20 protein-coding genes and 1 pseudogene are annotated in these 18655 nt (G+C 34.9%); 2 read left to right on the top strand and 19 right to left on the bottom strand.

What is annotated here, in order from left to right; translation table 11 throughout:
• The first annotated feature begins 4 nt into the window (after window positions 1-4).
• On the top strand, window positions 5-1291 hold the full coding sequence (locus AT726_RS11085; protein WP_068759586.1) for a recombinase family protein: 1287 nt from the start codon (window positions 5-7) through the stop codon (window positions 1289-1291).
• 105 nt (window positions 1292-1396) lie between these two features.
• Here AT726_RS11085 and AT726_RS11080 read toward each other — a convergent pair whose 3' ends face one another.
• The 3 genes from AT726_RS11080 to AT726_RS11070 all read right to left on the bottom strand — a co-directional run bounded on the left by AT726_RS11080 (window position 1397) and on the right by AT726_RS11070 (window position 3848).
• A complete protein-coding gene (locus tag AT726_RS11080) occupies window positions 1397-2089 on the bottom strand; it encodes a phospholipase D-like domain-containing protein (protein ID WP_068759585.1) in 693 nt (230 codons plus the stop codon).
• 109 nt (window positions 2090-2198) lie between these two features.
• The gene (locus AT726_RS11075; RefSeq protein ID WP_055275358.1) at window positions 2199-2882 is read right to left on the bottom strand and encodes a hypothetical protein; all 684 of its coding nucleotides are present in this window, start codon (window positions 2880-2882) and stop codon (window positions 2199-2201) included.
• 708 nt (window positions 2883-3590) lie between these two features.
• Window positions 3591-3848, bottom strand: coding sequence for an SH3 domain-containing protein (locus tag AT726_RS11070; RefSeq protein ID WP_055242197.1), 258 nt, complete (start codon window positions 3846-3848; stop codon window positions 3591-3593).
• Window positions 3849-4033: 185 nt separating this feature from the next.
• Between AT726_RS11070 and AT726_RS11065 the strand changes: the two genes are divergently transcribed.
• Entirely contained in the window at window positions 4034-4684 is a 651-nt protein-coding gene (locus AT726_RS11065) for a phosphoribosyltransferase (RefSeq protein ID WP_068759584.1), read from the top strand.
• 25 nt (window positions 4685-4709) lie between these two features.
• Here AT726_RS11065 and AT726_RS12635 read toward each other — a convergent pair whose 3' ends face one another.
• The 16 genes and pseudogenes from AT726_RS12635 to AT726_RS10995 form a co-directional block, all read right to left on the bottom strand.
• Window positions 4710-5543 carry a L,D-transpeptidase family protein gene (locus AT726_RS12635; RefSeq protein WP_237297100.1) on the bottom strand — a complete coding sequence of 278 codons (834 nt, stop codon included), beginning with the start codon at window positions 5541-5543 and terminating at the stop codon, window positions 4710-4712.
• Between the two features lie 103 nt (window positions 5544-5646).
• Window positions 5647-6072 carry a flavodoxin gene (locus tag AT726_RS11055; RefSeq protein WP_055242192.1) on the bottom strand — a complete coding sequence of 142 codons (426 nt, stop codon included), beginning with the start codon at window positions 6070-6072 and terminating at the stop codon, window positions 5647-5649.
• Between the two features lie 23 nt (window positions 6073-6095).
• A complete protein-coding gene (locus AT726_RS11050) occupies window positions 6096-6644 on the bottom strand; it encodes a DUF3793 family protein (RefSeq protein WP_055275354.1) in 549 nt (182 codons plus the stop codon).
• Window positions 6645-6919: 275 nt separating this feature from the next.
• Window positions 6920-7807, bottom strand: a complete 888-nt coding sequence (locus AT726_RS11045) for a glycoside hydrolase family 73 protein (protein WP_068759583.1) — start codon at window positions 7805-7807, stop codon at window positions 6920-6922.
• Between the two features lie 229 nt (window positions 7808-8036).
• Window positions 8037-8591: a DUF3793 family protein gene (locus tag AT726_RS11040; protein ID WP_055242187.1), complete on the bottom strand. Its 555-nt coding sequence runs from the start codon at window positions 8589-8591 to the stop codon at window positions 8037-8039.
• The gene (locus AT726_RS11035; RefSeq protein ID WP_068759582.1) at window positions 8584-9312 is read right to left on the bottom strand and encodes a DUF434 domain-containing protein; all 729 of its coding nucleotides are present in this window, start codon (window positions 9310-9312) and stop codon (window positions 8584-8586) included. The genes AT726_RS11040 and AT726_RS11035 overlap by 8 nt, the downstream gene beginning before the upstream one ends.
• Window positions 9313-9504: 192 nt before the next feature.
• Entirely contained in the window at window positions 9505-9735 is a 231-nt protein-coding gene (locus AT726_RS13315) for a DbpA RNA binding domain-containing protein (RefSeq protein ID WP_237297252.1), read from the bottom strand.
• Window positions 9736-9999: 264 nt separating this feature from the next.
• A pseudogene (locus tag AT726_RS11030) lies at window positions 10000-10943 on the bottom strand (DEAD/DEAH box helicase); the annotation flags it as partial.
• A gap of 418 nt (window positions 10944-11361) precedes the next feature.
• Complete coding sequence (locus AT726_RS11025; RefSeq protein ID WP_068759581.1) at window positions 11362-13128, bottom strand: helicase-related protein; 1767 nt, start codon at window positions 13126-13128, stop codon at window positions 11362-11364.
• Between the two features lie 358 nt (window positions 13129-13486).
• Entirely contained in the window at window positions 13487-14038 is a 552-nt protein-coding gene (locus AT726_RS11020; RefSeq protein WP_068759580.1) for a biotin transporter BioY, read from the bottom strand.
• A gap of 104 nt (window positions 14039-14142) precedes the next feature.
• On the bottom strand, window positions 14143-15105 hold the full coding sequence (locus AT726_RS11015) for a biotin--[acetyl-CoA-carboxylase] ligase (RefSeq protein WP_068759579.1): 963 nt from the start codon (window positions 15103-15105) through the stop codon (window positions 14143-14145).
• 585 nt (window positions 15106-15690) lie between these two features.
• The gene (locus AT726_RS13640) at window positions 15691-16047 is read right to left on the bottom strand and encodes a DUF2752 domain-containing protein (RefSeq protein ID WP_172676286.1); all 357 of its coding nucleotides are present in this window, start codon (window positions 16045-16047) and stop codon (window positions 15691-15693) included.
• 6 nt (window positions 16048-16053) lie between these two features.
• Complete coding sequence (locus AT726_RS11005) at window positions 16054-16467, bottom strand: TM2 domain-containing protein (RefSeq protein WP_055275339.1); 414 nt, start codon at window positions 16465-16467, stop codon at window positions 16054-16056.
• 151 nt (window positions 16468-16618) lie between these two features.
• Window positions 16619-16795, bottom strand: coding sequence for a hypothetical protein (locus AT726_RS12890; RefSeq protein WP_156343898.1), 177 nt, complete (start codon window positions 16793-16795; stop codon window positions 16619-16621).
• Window positions 16785-17672 carry a S66 family peptidase gene (locus AT726_RS11000; protein ID WP_055242172.1) on the bottom strand — a complete coding sequence of 296 codons (888 nt, stop codon included), beginning with the start codon at window positions 17670-17672 and terminating at the stop codon, window positions 16785-16787. Before AT726_RS11000 ends, AT726_RS12890 begins: the two co-directional genes overlap by 11 nt.
• A 15-nt stretch (window positions 17673-17687) precedes the next feature.
• On the bottom strand, window positions 17688-18440 hold the full coding sequence (locus tag AT726_RS10995; RefSeq protein ID WP_055275337.1) for a hypothetical protein: 753 nt from the start codon (window positions 18438-18440) through the stop codon (window positions 17688-17690).
• Window positions 18441-18655 lie beyond the last annotated feature (215 nt).

Here is an 18655-nt window from a genome sequence, read left to right as displayed (position 1 = left end):
AAACATGAAAGTGGCATTGTATGCAAGAGTTTCAACGGAACAACAAATCGAAAACTACAGTATTCCATTACAAAAGGAACGAATCAAAGCCTTTTGCCTCTCTAAAGGTTGGGATGATGTTACAGAATACATTGATGCGGGATATAGCGGTTCTCATTTAAATCGACCTGCTCTCGAACAGTTACAAAAAGATATTAAAAACAAGAAGGTGAATGTCGTGATTGTTTATCGTCTCGATCGAATAAGCAGAAGTCAACGTGACACCCTCTTTCTGATTGAAGAACTATTTTTACCTAATAACATTGAATTTATCTCAATCTCAGAAACAATTGATACGAGCACTGCATTTGGTCGTGCAGCCATTGGCGTTTTGTCAGTCTTCGCTCAGTTAGAACGTGAAACCATCAACGATCGTTTATGGAACTGTCACCGCAACATGGTTCGTGATGAAGGCCTCTGGTCGGGTAGTGCAGGAGCAAACCCATACGGCTATACAAGGCTAAAGCGTGGAGAATTAGTCGTGAATGAAGAAGAACGTCAACATATCGTGCGAATCTTTGAAGAGTATGTTCATTTAAAGTCGTATGCTAAAGTTCAAGATAAATTAGACAAAGAAGGTTTTAAAAGAATTCGAGCTAATCGTATCAGTCGGCTACTTCAAAATCGGCTTTATCTTGGCGAAGTTTCATTTGCGGGTGAATGGTTCAAAGGCTCACACGAACCTATTATATCGACTGAACTATTTAATCAAGCACAAGAAGTTCATGAAAAACATCGAACGAAAAGTTATGGGACGGTTAAAAATAAAGTGTTTACAGGAAAAGTTTTTTGTGACCACTGTGGCGAAGAATATCGTCCTTATTTAATCAAATATAAATTATCAACTGGTGAAAGCGTCACTCGTTATGACATGATGTGTAAGCGTCGTAGACTGCCTTCTCGCTACGATAGCAAATGTTTTAATCGCAAAATTAGACGTGAAGAGTTTGAAAAAGAAATATTTGATAGACTCCATCGACTGGGAACGAGTGGTGAAATTGAATTAAGTCCTAAATCGATTAACTACGGAAAACAAATTGAACGTATTGATAAAAAAATAAATAAACTACTCGATTTGTATATGGACGATCGATTATCTAAAACATCACTCGATGCGAAATTAGCCGATTTAAACGCACAGAAAGAAAAACTATTAGCACAAGCAGAAGAAGCAAAATATGAAGAATCTGAGATTGAACAATTTATTAAAAGTGGGATTCCTAACTTATTTGAATGTGATTTAGACACTTAAACCGCGATTGTTGATTTATTCATCAATAAAATCATGGTTAAAGAGGATGGATTACAAATCATTTGGAATCAATAACTAATTTTTTGTGCCACTCTTTTTCGGTTTTCAGTGGGTGGCAGTGGTTGCTGCAATCACTAAAGCTTTCTTTTCTCCTCTTTGACGAAGTGAATTCAGTCGTTTCATGGCCGCTTGTTGCATCAGATTTGGACGAACCTCACTTGGTAATAATAGTGCATCTTCTACTTCTAACAAGCTCTCTCTTTCAAAAGCCTTAAATCTTTGATAGCTGGCTTTGTACTTTTCTAATTTCTCTTTCGTTAAACTACCTGCAGCTTCCCATAACAATTCATAATCAGATAATACGTCCTCAACCATTACATCACTCTTTGATTTAGTTAACTTCACATTCCATTCAATATTTTCTTTTAATGCACTCGTCGTTAAATTGGATGAACCAATATAAACCTCAACAAGCTCTCCTTTCATAAATAGATAACCTTTTGCATGAAGTCCCCCTTCAATGACTTGATCATATAAACGAACTTCTATATTTTTAAAAGATTGTAACTTCTCAATCGCCTTCGGTTCTGAAAATTGCTGATATGTTGATGTCAAAACGCGACCATAAATACCACGTTGTTCCAATTCACTTAACTTTTGAACTAATAGCTGAACTCCACCAAACGTCATAAAGGCCACCGTAAAACAAAAACCTTCACACTGATCCAGTGATTGAAGTAAGTCACTCAGTACTGTCACGCCACCTTGGTTTCGAATAAATACTGTCTCTTGTTCCATCTCTGACACTCCTTACAACATTTCACTTACAATAAGATCATTTTAGCACAGTATTCCTCAATCGATCTACGACAAAAATAAAACTAGAGGATTTCCTCTAGCTTTATTTTTATTCAATAACTTCCTCTCTTTCCTCCTTATATTTTATATTCTCGCCCCATCCATATAACTCATCATGACCTTGATATTTCATGCTTGTTAATATCGTCTTTATATATTCCGCTTCTCTTAATATCTTTTGATACTGCTTTGATGAACAAAAAACATCTGCAGTGATAAATCGCAAATGAATTTCTGGCATCTTGATGTTTGTAGTCATAACTTGTACTTCAAGTCTTGTACAAACTTCATCGACAGTGCGGTAATTGAGTTGATTCTTATAAAAGCTTCGTTCATTTATTAACTCGACTGAGACAATATCACAAAAATCAAAAATATGTATCCTTTTATAATCTGGCATAACCTTTTCTTTTTGAATCACAAACCATTTATTATGTCGACTATCTACATAAATGATCGTCTTATCATCTCCCATTTCTTCATCAAAACTTAGTTTCAACTTTTGATAGACTTCATTTAATTGCATTGCTTGATGAAGTCGATGATTATATCTTTCATGTTTCCTATTTTTTATCATTGGTAATTTTATAAATCCAATCCCCATTAAACCTATAGCTATAACTAATAAAAGATGACCTGCAATTCCTAGAAAATCAAACGACTTTAGACAAATCCATGCTATCAACACACTCATGACAAAATACCATACGGCCTCATTTCTTTGTTCATTCATTTGATCACCTCAAATCTACTGTTTAATCAAGCTCTCAGTAGTATTTATCAGCTAGCCTCTATTTATACTAAGGAATTTTAATATAAGCCATTCATGTTCTTCTTATGCGATAAAGCTTTTATTCCTAACCCTCTTTTTCACTAGTTCACCAAATAAGTGACTAACTTCATTAAAATTTGAAGAGGAATCTTACGTTGATCAATAGCACAATTAATCATAAATGACTCACGCTCTAAATACACTGAAAGTCAACGATTTAGTAGAAATTAACGATATTATCCCCCCTGCTAATATCAGTAGCTATATTTATATGATGCTATGAAATCCTCTATCCCATGTATTTTTCATCTATTGATCCCATTCATCTAACCACTTATCGTAATCCTGGTCATAACAACAATCAACCCTATTTATCTTTATATCGTTTGCAATTTTTTCTGATTTCATCATAAAAAAAGCCATCTCGATTTCAAATCCAGATGGCTTTTAGGTAAAGTTTCTAGCAAAGAATACAATACACTACCTATTTTAATTCTCCAAATAGAAAATGACACCCCAATATCTATTTTCTATTTTTCTTCCCTTACCTTTCTATTATAAAAATTTTAACCGGCAGAATTTGTCGGATTTTATATTCTGTCAGATACTTTTTTTCAGATTGTCACTTCTTTTCTCAACTTGCTCCTCAATTTTACAAGCTAACATCATTTAAATAACCTCTTTTTGAAAATTAAGTTGCAATGATTTCTCGACTAGCTCACTGACTGAAACCGATTGTTTAATGACAAAACCAATATGACCTTCATATACTACTTTTAACCACAAGCCATCAACATCAATCACCTCAAATTTCGTATGAGATGGGATTACTGTTAAAACTTCAGCAATCATTGATTTTTCCGCTCGTAATTTTAAACTTGTCCATGTATATTGATAGACAGACATGTGGTGTTTCAAAACTTTCACTTTAAATTCATCCTTTCTAATGACATTTCAATGCATTTTATGCTAATTTTTTGAATTTGTTACCCATGAATTTTTAAAGCTTCCCTCACCGATTCACTTTTTATTTATCTCTTGTTTTTTGATGATATGAATCACCGAAAATTCACATAATAATCAAAGCATTTTTAATGAAAGAAGGGATTTAGATGCTTTTTAAAGACCGATTCGATGCAGGCCAACAAATCGCTAATCAACTCAAACGATATGAGATCGATCATCCTCTCATCTTACTCGTTCCCCGTGGAGGCGTTGAAGTTGAGCTCGAGACCATTCGCCGTTATCAACTAGATTGGGATTTTATGATTCCGCGCAAAATCGGTGCCCCTCATAATAAAGAAATTGCCATCGGTGCCGTCACGATGGATGGAAATTATTTATTATATGAAGAATATATTAATCAAATTGACGTTTCTTCTGACTATATTCAAGAACAAATTCAACAAGAAATGATGGAAATTAAACGTCGACTCCAGAAGTATCGAGGAAGTGAAACATTCCCACCTGTGATGAATCAAACGGTCATCTTAATTGATGATGGGATTGCCACAGGCTTCACCCTACTTGCTGCCATTAAATCTATTCATGCTCACGCACCTAAAAAACTTATTCTGGTTGTCCCTGTTGCCCCAACTGAAACGATTGAAGCATTCCGACAATTTGTAGATGACATTATCTGTCTCCATTCCATTGATCGCTTCACTTCAGTTGGCGCTTACTATGAATCGTTTCCACAAGTCACAGAAGAACAAATGAAGTCTTACATCGATTTACTCAACAAACAGCAGGTGATTATGTAAAAAAACGCCCATTATTGGGCGTTTTCTAATGAATAAGAACCGTGGTGCCATCTAAAATATTATCATAAATCCATTTCGCATGCTCCGGAGCTAATCGAATACAACCATGACTAAGTGCCTCACCTAACCGATCATCAATGATTCGCACTCCGCTTGGATCGTATAAAACCGAATGATAATAATAACCGTCTTTAATGCGGGTCGCATGTTTCACTTGATAACGGTCAGTTCCAAAAGAAGGTTTACGACCACTAATATGGAACGTTCCTGTAATCGTTGGTGTCACCGGTGCCCCAATCGTAGATGGCCAGCGATATAATTCTTTCCAAGTTCCTTTATTATCTTCAAAGACATACGTTTGTTTGGCTTTTAAATCTGTCGTTAATAGAAATGATGTTGGACTTTTAATTTTATTATCATTAACATATTTCGTCATATCAGTGTAGAATACAGCTAATTTATCTGGGTCTGACTTCGCCCCATCATTACTTAAATACGCGCTATAAATAAATCCAAGCTTTCCATCATAAAAAACTTGACTCCAAAGCCCATCTTGATCCACCAATTCAACCTCTTGATGCTTTTTTATCACTTTCATGGACTGAGAGTTTTTCGATGGTTTAGTTCTTAGATGAACATTACTTGTGGTCATCTTGGTTGCTGAAACATAATCCTTATAAACATAACCGATTTGGTTATCGTATAATACTTTCAACCATTCATCATCTGAGTCAATGAGCTCAAAACGAGAATAGGCTGGAATCACCTTAATAATCATAGCCGATTTAGAGGGCTCTTTTCGCAAATTAAGATTCGTGATGGTATATTTATTAATCGGCGCTCTCATGTCTTCACTCAAAACTTACTCACACCTTTCACTCTATCTTTTGCTATCGTATGACATATCTTTAAAATAAGTGATTAAATGACAAAAAGAAGCGGGAATATTCCGCTCCTTCCTCTTATTTTACTAATGACTGTCCAAGATGGTAGCAGGCATCTAATGCTTCTTCATCAGGATAATCATTACAAATCACGCTTTGACAAACTAGATTTGCTGAAGCTTCTGAACAAGTAGACTCCCACTCTTCCATCCACTGACCATCACCCCAGCCATATGAACCAAATAATGCAATATTCTTATGCGCAAGCTCAGGTAAACAAGCTTCAAACATCGGTTCAAACTCACTATCTTCTAACTGTTCCACGCCCATGGACGGACATCCAAATGCAATAGCGTCATACGTAGCAACTAAGCTCTTCTCAAACTCAGCAGCTGTAAATAAATCTACCTCGGCTCCTTTACGCTTTGCACCTTCTACTACTTGGTTTGCCATCGCTTCCGTATTTCCTGTTCCGCTCCAAAACACAACTGCAACTTTACTCATCATTCCACTCTCCTTTAATTATATTAATCAGCAACAATTAATTGCTGAATCGAAACACCACTCCCAAATCGTTGCTTATAGATATGCTTACACTTTTTAAACTTTGTAAAGAGCTTAATACTCTCCACTACATCCCCATACACCTTCCAATATCCTGTGTGCTTACTATTTTTCCCTTGATGCCTTATAAATCCAACGACATCTTCTACAGGATAGCCAAGAAATAATCCTATTTCATGTGGAAATGTTTCTTGATAACAAAGACGTTCCTTTAATAATTCTAGGCATGGTCTTAGCATTACACTAGAATAACCAACCTTTGATAGGACTTGTTGGCTCTCTAATCGTGATAAATCCATTTCTAACTGTTGATGGCGATACACATAAATCAAAGCTGAGGTTTGACGCAGTCGTAAAACTTCACAATAAAGACCTTTATCATTTAACATTTGATTCGCCATCAACACCTTTTGATCCAACTCCTCACGAGTTGAAAAAGATAAATTAAATAAACTCGCTGTCTTTAGCCCCGCTAACGTGGGTGCACAATGTTCAACTAAATACTTCTGCATCTTTATCCCTCCACTTTATTTTAGTTAGCTTATGCTAACCTGATCTTAAAAATAAAAGACACTTCTCAATCTTTATTTAAAAAATATCTTTTTCAACGAGTTAGCATAAGCTAACTAATCTTTAAAAATAAAAAGTAGTTATCAATATCCTCACACCAAGTTAGCAATAACTAACTCGATACTTAAACTATAGCATGTTTATCAATGATTGAAAAGCCTCAACGATGAAGTTCTAAATATAATCAAAAAAACCTCTATTTAAAAATAAAGGTTTTCTATGAATATAAAACAGCATGATCAATTAATTGTAAATTATATTGACGAATTAATTGACCTAGCATTTCAGCATAAATTTTATCCCCATTTTCATCTTTAGCGGTACTATATCCCGCTTCTTCTAATGCTTTTGCCTGTGTTCTATAAGTCTTAACTTCAAAAACACCACTTTTAGTATAACGAGGATTGGCTACTAAAAATTGACCATGATCAATGATGGATGCATTAAGCGATGGATAACTTCTAAACTCATCGATAATATACTCATCAAAACCTTCTTTCGTTTCAAAACTCATGACTTCACCTGACCAATTCGTTCCCGTTTTAATTCCAAATAAATTATTCGCTTGATTCGCTAAGTCTGACTGTCCCCAATTAGATTCTAATATCGCTTGTGCAATCGTAATTGAAGGTAAAATTCCATATAACTGATAGTTTTCAATCGCCCCTGCTTTAACCGACTCAATAAATCTCATCTCAAAAGATTGAGGATCTGTTTTAGAAGGAATATAACCATAATCTTTTAATTGATTCAAGTTATCATAGGCCCTCTTTTGTTCTTTCTCGTTTAAATCTAATTGATTGAGAACCTCATCAAAGGACAAGACTTGATGATTCCTAATAAAAAGTGAAGCTTGTTGCTGTAACTCTTCCTCTGAAATTTGACTTAAATCTTTTTTCGGATCCATTGCAATTATCGCCACGATTTCTTGCCAATTAAGTTGAAAGTTATCGCCTCCAAGCTCGTCGACCTCATTGACGATATAAGGTAAATCTAGTAGCTCTTTCGCTAAAGGAGGCCGAACAAACATCTTTAGTTTCCACGTCAAACCCATACTTATCAGAAGGAGTAAAATAAGGACTCCGATTAGATATTGTTTCCTCATAATCTCTGCCTCCTTACTCTTGCTGTCAATATCATCAATATTTCAGTATCATGATTCGACACCAACTCTACTAATTATCCATTTTCACTTATCTATCATATCGAAAAATAATCCATATTTCATAATAAAAGGGTAAAAAAACTGTAAAATCATCAAACGTTCTTCATACAGACCGACGATATAAGCAGTCAAATTTTTACGATACATAAGAATGATTACGTCTTATCTATTAATCTATTATTGTATCACACAAACATTGTAGCGATATGCCTTGTTCATATTGCTTAAGGTAATATTGTTTACAATCTGCATATTTTTTAAATAGATGTTTCATTTCCTCAACGTTTGCATAAACCTTCCAGTATCCTTTGTAAGCATAGTCTTTCCCCTCATGTTCAATAAATCCAATGACATCATCATACGGATAACCGAGGAAAAATCCTATTTCATGTGGAAATGCTTCACTGATCATCAAACGTTTTTTTAAAAAATTCAAACAATCTTTAAGATTAAAGGATTGATACCCAATCGTCGTCAAAAATTGTTTTACGTTCAATTTTCTTAATTCAATTTCTAACGCTTGTTGCTGATAGACATAAATTAAAGCTCTTTTCTTTCCAATTTTAAGTAACGTGGCGTAAATACCAGATGGGTTTATCTGTTCATTGACCGCCCTTAACTCTTCTTTGAGAGTTTCTAGAGATGTGAGCGGATAGCTAAATAAATTAGCCACTTTAATATGAGCAAGTGTTGGCGCACAATAGTTAATGATAAATTCAATCATCGATACTCCCTCTTTCTTTCATTCTAAAATCAACCATCATGGCACTCACTTGGTTCTCTCGAATTATCGCTTTTGATAGATTGAAGTAACTCAGGCATGAATCTAAAATAGCAGCATCTGTACTCACGACATATTCTTTATTGACAAGTAGCACATCTGCATTCGGAACTAATTCCACTTCAACAGAAAGAGGAATGGCTTTCATCATCGATAAAATACTGGATTTTAACCGTTTAGAGTTTGAAACAGGTGCATCTAAATAGAAAATGACATGCGAAACTTCATATCGCTTAAAAAATTGTCCCAGTAGTTGAAGAGCCTGTTCAGTTTCTTCAATCATTCGATAACTGCCTCGAAGTCCTGCTAAGTCACGAATATTCCCATCATTCCCAAATACTAAGGTGCCACCACTTAATGCCACTTCAAGTGTAATAATTAAGTTGAACCCATCAATATAGAGTGTCTTTCCTTTCATCTGCTCTAGTGGTAACTCTTTTTCCATACGTTTTAAACAACATGTGCTTGCACAAATAACACGCTTTAATGCTTCACGTTGGCGGTTTGAAAATAAAAAGCGATTACTAACAAAAGTAACACTTCCTTCTAGTTTATAACCTCGATTGATGAGCCAAGTAATATCATGATTTGCCTGTTTTAACTTCTCCAATTCTACTTGGGAAAACCAGCGTTCGTCTTGGCTATCGTACCCACGTCGTACCATTTTTACACCTCATTTTGAAAAAAAGCAGACGAAATCCTCCCCGTCTGCTTTTATATCTTAATAAAACTAGTATGACAAATTGATGGATTTGCTATGCAATAAACTAGCATTTCCGTCCATTTACCAACGTATTAATCATATCAAAAAAAGATCGGCGAATTTGCCGACCTTACTTTTCATCTTTTAAATCGTTTAGTTATACGCTTTTTGAACCTTTAGTTTTTTCCCTTTAATGGTCTTCGTTTTTAACCCATCAATGACACTCCAACCTTTACCATTTAAAATATCAATATAAGTAACATTTTCCTGAATATCAATAATTCCGATATCTTCTTTTTCAATGCCTTCAATTGATAAAATGGTTCCTACAAAGTCGATGGCACGAAGTTTCTTTTTCTTCCCACCATTTAAATAAATCTTCATGATTTCACGATTCACATCCGCGCGTTTTTCCATTCTCATCTTCGGTTTTGCTTTTAACTTGGCTTCAAATGCAGCTCTTGATTTTTCAACTTCAGTCGCCACTGGACGCTCAGCAACCGGTAGCTCAAATCCAATATAGTTTTGAATTTCTTCTAACCATTTCGTTTCAAATGGTGTGACAAATGTAATAGCTTTTCCTTTTTCTCCCGCACGACCTGCACGACCGATGCGATGAACAAAGGCATCTTTTTCTTCTGGCAAATCAAAGTTAAAGACATGAGTCATTCCACTGACATCAATTCCACGAGCAGCTACATCGGTTGCCACTAAATATGCAAAACGTCCCATTTTAAATTGACGCATAATATCGAGACGATCTTTTTGTTCAAGCCCTCCATGAAGACGATTCACCAGATAACCTTTCGCTTTTAATCCTTGATATAAAGCATCGACCGCTTCTCGTGTTGAGCAGAAAATAATGCAACGTTCTGGATTTTGTACGGTTAATAAGTCTTGAAGTAAACGAACTTTTTCTTGCATACGAACTGGATATAATTCATGTTCAACTAATTCCGTTGTCACATGCTCAGATTCAATTTTAATTTCAATCGGTTGCGTTAAATAGTTTTGTGCTAATTCTTTAATACGATTAGACATCGTTGCTGAAAATAGCATCATTTGACGAGTACTTGGTGTCATTTTAATAATCATTTCCACTGTCTCAATGAACCCCATTTTTAACATTTCATCTGCTTCATCTAACACAACACACTTAATTTTTGTAAGTTTAATGTTCCACGTTCGATATGGTCTAATACTCGACCTGGTGTTCCAACGACGATATGTGTTTTTTGTTTTAATTCGCGGGCTTGATCTTTAAAAGGAGCTTTTCCGTAAACAGCTGCCACCTTAAGTCGTTTGAAACGACCAATGTGCATAATTTCTTCTTGTACTTGAACGGCTAATTCACGAGTTGGTGTTAAAATCAAGACTTGTGGCTTATTTTCTTCCCACTCAATCTGCTCACACAGTGGAATCCCAAAAGCTGCCGTTTTCCCGCTTCCCGTTTTTGATTGAACTAAGACATCTTTTTGGTTTAAGATAGCTGGGATTACTTTGGCCTGAACTTCAGTTGCCTCGTCATAACCAAGCCCAGCTAATGATTTTAAAATCTCAGGACTAAGTTGTAATTCATTAAATGTTGTCATACGTTTTACCTCTTTTGTTATTCAAATATCTTAATTGTAACACTTCTAGTCTTTACGTCAACCATTGTTTTTGTGCATAAAAAAAATCTCATGCGCCAACATGAGATTATTATCCTTCGTTGCTTATCGGCCCTTGTCCGCATCGCAACTGTATTTCTACTATGATCGGATGAATTCATTATAGCAACGAATCTCTTTAAAAACAATCCTTAATATTTTCCGTTTTTTCTAATTGATGACAGGTACCCATGATTTTTATATAAACTGTTATCTTCAAATTAATTTATCACATCATTACGCACCTCAACTATTTCTAAAAATATCACATAATTCTTGAATAAAGTCTTAATGTTTCTAATATAAAAACCAGTATCAACAGATGAATACTGGTTTTTTATTAGATTATTAGTTTTCCGATTTAATACTTTCCGTTCACTAACAATTCATTGATTCGTTCACTGACACGAAGTCGTTCATCATAAACCCAATCCAAATCAAATGGAATGTCAAAATTTTTACAGAATGAATAATAAAGATTTACTTTTTGATAATAAGTTTCTAATGTTCGTAAGCTTTCTTCTCCGTGCGAAGGTTTTGGTAGTTCAGTTTCCCCTCGAACAAAGTAGCTATCAATAAAGAGTAACAGCGTTGAGAGCACTTCTTCATTATGAACATCCATTGGTAATTTCATCAAACGCCACTGATCTTCTTCACTTAAATGATAGCGTCTAATTTTATCTAAAATCAAAATGTAATCTCGGATATCCATTTTTCGGTACCACTCAACCTCAATAGCCGTTGTACTCCAAAGGGCAAGTTTTTCTTTTAAAGGTAGCCCCTCAATTTCTAAAATAGCTTCACTTGGTCCTATAACTGCCTCTTGAATCGGGTCATCTTCCATTTCAATTTTTTCTTTTAAGAAAGAGTACCCTCTTCCATACGAACAAACATAACCCACTTCATAAAGTCCTTTTCGTCCTGCACGTCCTGCAATTTGCTTCACTTCTTGAGAGGTTAGCCAACGTTCTTCCTCTCCATCAAATTTTTGAAGATTCATAAAGATAATTCGTCTAATCGGTAGATTAACGCCCATTCCAATGGCATCGGTTGAAACAAGAATAATATTTTCTTGATCAATGAAATCATGATATTGCATCTTACGTACTTCTGGAGGTAAATCGCCATAAATGACACTTGCCTTAATCCCATTTTCACGATAAAACTTTGCTAATTCAAGAACTTTTCGCTTTGAAAATAGGATAAAAGCATCACCGACTTGGGCTTCTGACAACTTAAAGGGTTCCTTAATAAGTTGAAGTGGCACTTGGCGAACATACTCAATGACTTCAAACTCATCACCACAATCTTCTATCATTTCAATTAATACATCTTTTGAATTTAAGGCACCACAGAGATGAATTTCTGGACATCTTAAACCAAGTAAAGCTCGTGTCCAAGCGGCGCCTCGTTGAGAATCACCTAACATTTGTATTTCATCAATCACTGCAACGTCATACGTACGATCTAAGTTTAATTTCTCGACCGTTGAACTTTGATGATGAGCACCTTCAACGATCACTTCTTCTTCTCCTGTTAATAGGTTACATGCTACACCCTCTTCATTTAACCGCTCAAAAATTTCAAGTGCTAAAATTCGTAACGGTGCTAAATAGATTCCATTTGTACTTTGTTTTAAACGTTGAATGGCTTGATAAGTTTTGCCTGTGTTCGTTTGACCTAAATGAAGGTAGACTTTTCGTTTTAACGCCCTTGCTTCTGGATATTCATCCTTAGGGTTATGTGGGAAATGTGTTTGAAAAGCCTCTGCCATCAGCGATGGAATATGACTACTCACAAGAGCAGTTAAAATACCCGATGATAAATATTCCGATTCATACTCTTGAATGATTTCCTCAAAGTCAAACTGAGTTTGATTCTTTTCATTATAATCTTCAAGTAGTCGATGCGAAATCTCATCAAGAAGCTCGCGATAATCCATCACCAAGTTATCAAACCCTTTAATGGAGCGACCATCCATTTGAGAAAGTTGTTTTAGCTTTTTTCGGACGGCTGCTTCATGTGTCCAAAGGTTTCCGATTTTTGTATGCTTAACGACTTGACGTGTCCCGATTAATTGCTCTTTTAATTGTTTAAACTCTCGATTATCTTTGCGATTTTTTTTCACTTTTATCACCTATTTATAGGATGAACCATTTTATAAAAATCATCGCTCAAAAAGAGTCGTTTTTCAACATAAAAAATCAAACGGTGCATCGACGTTTCGATACCATCATAAAATCTAATTCTCTTTCCTAATAACGCCAAACAATGTTTAGAGTCTATTCATTAAAGACTGAAAAAACTTGTGGTCTTTAACGTTTATAAAATTTCAACCCTATACTTAAACATAGCATTATTTAAAAATAATAGATAACATCGGATTACTTATATGCAAAAAAAGATGAGAGTTATTTAGATTGCTCTCATCTTTTTATATTGATCTCTACTGGTACGAGTTCTATTTTCATCCATAGAATGAAACACTATTCATACGAAGTCACCCATTTTGTACTAGACGTTAATCTTTCTAATCGCAAGGCGAGTGTACTAGCAATGATACACTTTAATGTATCGCCAATCACAAAAGGAAGAACCGCAGCATTTAGTGTTGCCATGAATGCCATATGGGCAACGACACTCATCCAAACAGCACCTATCAAGTAAATAATTGGCATCCCAATAAAGACTGTCACTTGTAAATAACGTTTAAAGTTAACAGCTACTTTTTGCCTTATAAGACTCATGACAGGAGCAGCTATTAAAAAGGCTAAGAGGAAGCCTCCACTTGGACTTACAATATAAGCTAATCCTGAACCGCCTCCTGCGAAAACTGGAAATCCAAGCAACCCCATCAAAAGATATAACATTACAGTTATAAATACTTGTTGTGGCGTGAGTAGTAACGAACTTACATTAATCATAATTGTTTGTGCGGTAACCATCGTTGGTGTAAATGGTAATGGAAATGATAAATACGACGATACACTCAGTAAGGCTATACAAATTGCCATTTTCGTTAAATCCTTTGTTTTCATGACTATCCCTCACTTTTTGATTCGTAAATCACCTAATCATCAGCGTTTTGTTTCACTTATAAACAAAATAGTTAAAGAACTTTCTAATTTTTCAATTATTAAATTTATCTCCATCGAATTGAAACTTCACCTGAATTCAAGGTCATCTGCTCTCCACTTTTCAATCGAACTTTTAGTCCTCCTTGACCATCAATATCTTCTGCTAAAGCTTCATACCTCTGTTGATTTTGTATGAATGTGATCCACTTCCCTAATACATTAGATCTTGATTTATACTCATCAAGTAAGAACGGATGACTGAAATCCTCACAAAGTGGCAAAATTTCATTTAACAAATGAGCACATATTTGATTGCGAGTGACTACCTCTGGATTCAAAGAGCCTGCAATCGCTTGTAGCTCAACTGGAAAGTGTTTAGTATGAACATTCAAACCAATCCCTAAAATCAGATATTCTACATCCCCACTTTCAAAATCTGTCACTGCTTCTGTTAAAATCCCACAAATTTTCTGTTGATTTAAATAAATATCATTGACCCATTTAATTTGTGGTTTTTGATTCGTTAACCTTTCAATCACTTGGCAGATGGCCACCGCAACTGAAGTCGTGACGTGAATCGATTGACTAAGATGTAAATTGGGACGTAAAATCATACTCATATAAATGCCTGTTCCTTTAGGAGAATAAAACGTTCTTCCTAAACGTCCACGTCCAGCTGTTTGCTCTTCGGCTAATATCACAGTCCCATGAGGTGCTCCATTCATCGCTTGTTTCTTTGCTTCCGTATTCGTTGAATCAATCTGTTGATGCACCTCTATAGGTACGTTGTGATAATCCGATGATAAATAACATCGAATTCCTTCAGCTGATAATAAATCACACGTCGTATCTAATCGATATCCTTTATTTGAAATAGCATCAATCTCATATCCATCCTCTTTTAATGCCTTTATAGACTTCCAGACAGCTGTTCGACTAAAGGAGAGGCGATTCGCAATCTCTTGTCCAGATAAATATTGTTCACGATTTTCCTCTAATAATTTCAATATCTCTTGTTTTAATCCCATGATATTTCACCTTCCAATGGTTTACATCTTAACACCCAATATTTTTATTGTCAACTACTTCGAAAATCAAAGTTAACGTTTGATATAAAAAAACAAGTAGAAATTCTACCTGTTTGACATTTTTTCATTCAACATCTATTCATTTTATAGCGTGCTATAGATGAAGGATGAATAGGATGGATTGGATCATTAATGAATAACAAGAATTCAATGACTTTTCGCTTCCTGATATCCAGTCCATTTAACGATTCATCTCAAATGGACAGTTGATTTTCACGATAGAGACTCGAAAGGGGGCTTTTTCTAATCATTTATTTCTAAAGATTTTTACGTAAATTCTCCTTGATAGATGAACGAACTGATGAAACATAAGCCATTAGAGCTCGATGCTCCAGCTTAATAAGTTCATTTTAATAACAAAATTCGCCAAGAATGTTTTTATCATTCACGATAAAAAAAGTCGATGAAATGATTCATCGACAAAATAATTAAAATCCAGCTACGTATCATGAACCCATCGGTTTCTTAGCTAAATCATAGGATATAGATGATGTTTCTATTAATGACATTGCATCTGAAGTAGATTTAGTTAAGTTTTTTAAAGCGATTCAAATTAGGATATAACCATCGTGCTCCATGCATAAAGGTTCGTTCCAGTAAACTCAATCGATTTGATTTGGTCATGATCATCCAACTATCTTGAATCACAATTGCCCACCCCAATGGAACGAATAGGACCATTTTATTATAACTAATAGCTTTCAAAAGCTCCCCGTTCATGAAACAAAAAAAGGAACGGGTAAACCCACACCCAAAACAATCGACTTGAAATAAATGATACCATAGACATAATCGATGGTTTTCAATAGCTCCTAATGGAATCAAATAAATAACAATGAGTCCTACAACATAACATATGAGTCGATAATACCGAAATTTCATCATGGGTTACTGTAGTAAATTTCCATCGCTATCTGTCGTAATTACTGTTCCGCAAATAATTAAGATACCTTCAATAAATCCCCATAGACCAACAATCGCAGTTGTCACACCACATGTAAAAAATCCAAGTAGAACACTTAATATTAATTGAACGACTCCAATTGTTGTATAGCCTAAGTAAAAACGATGAATCCCAAATGCTCCTAAGAACACTCCTAATAGTCCCGCTACAATTTTTGACTTAGGCTCTCCATTTAATTTTTTTAACTTGGCTCCACATTTTACACAAACGTCAGCTGCCTCATTCGTCTCTGCTCCACAAAACGAACAGTAAGCATTCCCTTTGTTCGTTGACACTCCACAACTTGTACAATAATCAGCATTTTCATTCAATTCTTTCCCACAATGACGACAATACACGAAAATCATCCTCCCCCATAAATAGTCTAACACTAAAATTTTATGTCTTTATTTTCTGTAAAATGACAACAAAAAAACCATAATCCTTTTCAGGAGTTATGGCTTCATCCAATCGTTAAGTTTCACCTATATCATTAAAGTCTCTATTTGATTATTTTTCTTGAATCAAAAATGGGTAAGCATGAACATTCTTCACCCAATCCTCACACTCAACCTCTTCATCAGAAATGGCTTCTCCATGAAAATAGTAGCCATGATGACTCGTACAATAATTATTGACATTGTACTCACAAGTCCCACAATGACTTTGTTTTTGTTTATCCTTCATTTCCATTCCCCTCCTCACGTCCTAGTGTCAAAAGTTCACCAATAATGACACACTTTGAATCTGGGCCATGTCCAATATCATCCGTTTTCACAATGGGTAAATCTTGATTACCGACAATCTCTTGGACTAATGAAACAATATCGGGCTCATATCCTTTTTGTTGCATTTCTGTGAAGTGGCCTAAAATCAAACCATTAATTTGATCAAAAACTCCAAGTTGTTTATATTGATTTAAATAAGTGGCCATCTTCGCCACATCGCCGCTATAACTTTCAAGTAATAAGATTTTTCCATCAAAAGATGGTAGATACTCAGTTCCAGCTAATTTTAAGAAACAGCGAATATTTCCACCAACAACCTCACCTTTCATTTTCTTCCCTTGAATCCATGTGGGTTGAAAATTAAAAAGTGTATTTCCTCCTTGCATCAACGTTTCTTGGAACATTCCTTGCTGAATCTCTGCCATGGATCCAACTAAATTTCGAAGTTGATACAGATACGTTGGGTGACTCGTTTTAGCATAAATAGCATTGACTACAACCGATAAATCACTATAGCCAAAAAACAACTTTGGATGACTACGAATGATATCATAATCTAAATAAGGTAATACTCCATTGGCTAAATCACCACCAGAAACATCAAAAATAGCTTGAATATGATTATCCTCATAAAAATCCATTAATATTTTTGCACGTTCTTGATCCGTTGCATGATAAATGCTGTGCTTTTTAAATAAAGAAGCTGGCCACTTCATTTCTAACCCTAGTTTAGCTAATACAACTTCTAATTGTTCAATTGTTTGACGTTGACTTTCACTTAAGCCATTCGATAAAGCAACAATCCCAACGGCTTGATGCTGATTTAATAAGGTCACACCTATCACCCCTTCTTAGTTAGTTTCTAAACTACAACGTTGATGCTTTTTGTTAAATGGACTTAACATAATAGCGGTATTGAATAACCCTGGATAATGTTTACTTAAATAATCTAAATAATAACACCACTCATAAGTTAAATAGCGATATAACGCCGACATGTCTTGCTCTAAATGCTGACGTTCAGCTTCAGATAAAGAAGTAATATCTCTCACATCTAACTCTTCTTTTAAATGCATAATTAACATTAACATTTCAGTAAACGTCTCATGATCATGTAAACTTTCTGTTGTCATTAAAGTGATTAATAAATTCTTTCCTTCATGCAACATATGTTTTAAATCGCCTAATTCAATTTTGGCTAATTGAACTTCATAGTGATAAGATGAGTTCAATTGTTGTAAACGTTTAAAATAGGCATCATTCCAAATCGATGGGTCTTGAATACGTAATTTTTTACAAATGGCAACTCGATCATCTTGATCAACGAAGTATGCTAATAATTGTGTCCCAATTTCTGCATAAAATACACCAACAAGCATATTTAGTTTCTCTTTATCATGTTCTTTTTCACGTCTTTCCAACATACGCTCTAAAATCATACTAGTAAAGAAAACTTCCATTGGAATAAAAGCAATATCAGCAACTAAAAAAATCATCGTATGATGAATATCTTTAAAGATAAGGACATGAACAAAATGTAATAACAATGATAAGGTAACTAATCCTGCTCCTATTATAATATTTTCCTTTACCCGCTTTTTCATTATGTGGTAACACCCTTTCTAATTACATAATTTAACATTATTTACATGAACTAAATTTTTTTCCATAATAACGCTTTATTACATAATTATAAACAATCTGACCAACTTTGACAATGTGCCCCAAACGATTGCCTGTATATTCCTTTAGATATAGCACGTCTTTATGATACATAGAGCATTCCAACTTCTTATCCCATTTATCTATGACGATATAA

Source organism: Turicibacter sp. H121 (assembly GCF_001543345.1).
GTDB lineage: Bacteria > Bacillota_I > Bacilli_A > MOL361 > Turicibacteraceae > Turicibacter > Turicibacter bilis.
Note: the sequence above shows the minus strand (reverse complement) of the source record. Positions and strands in the feature narration are given on the sequence as shown.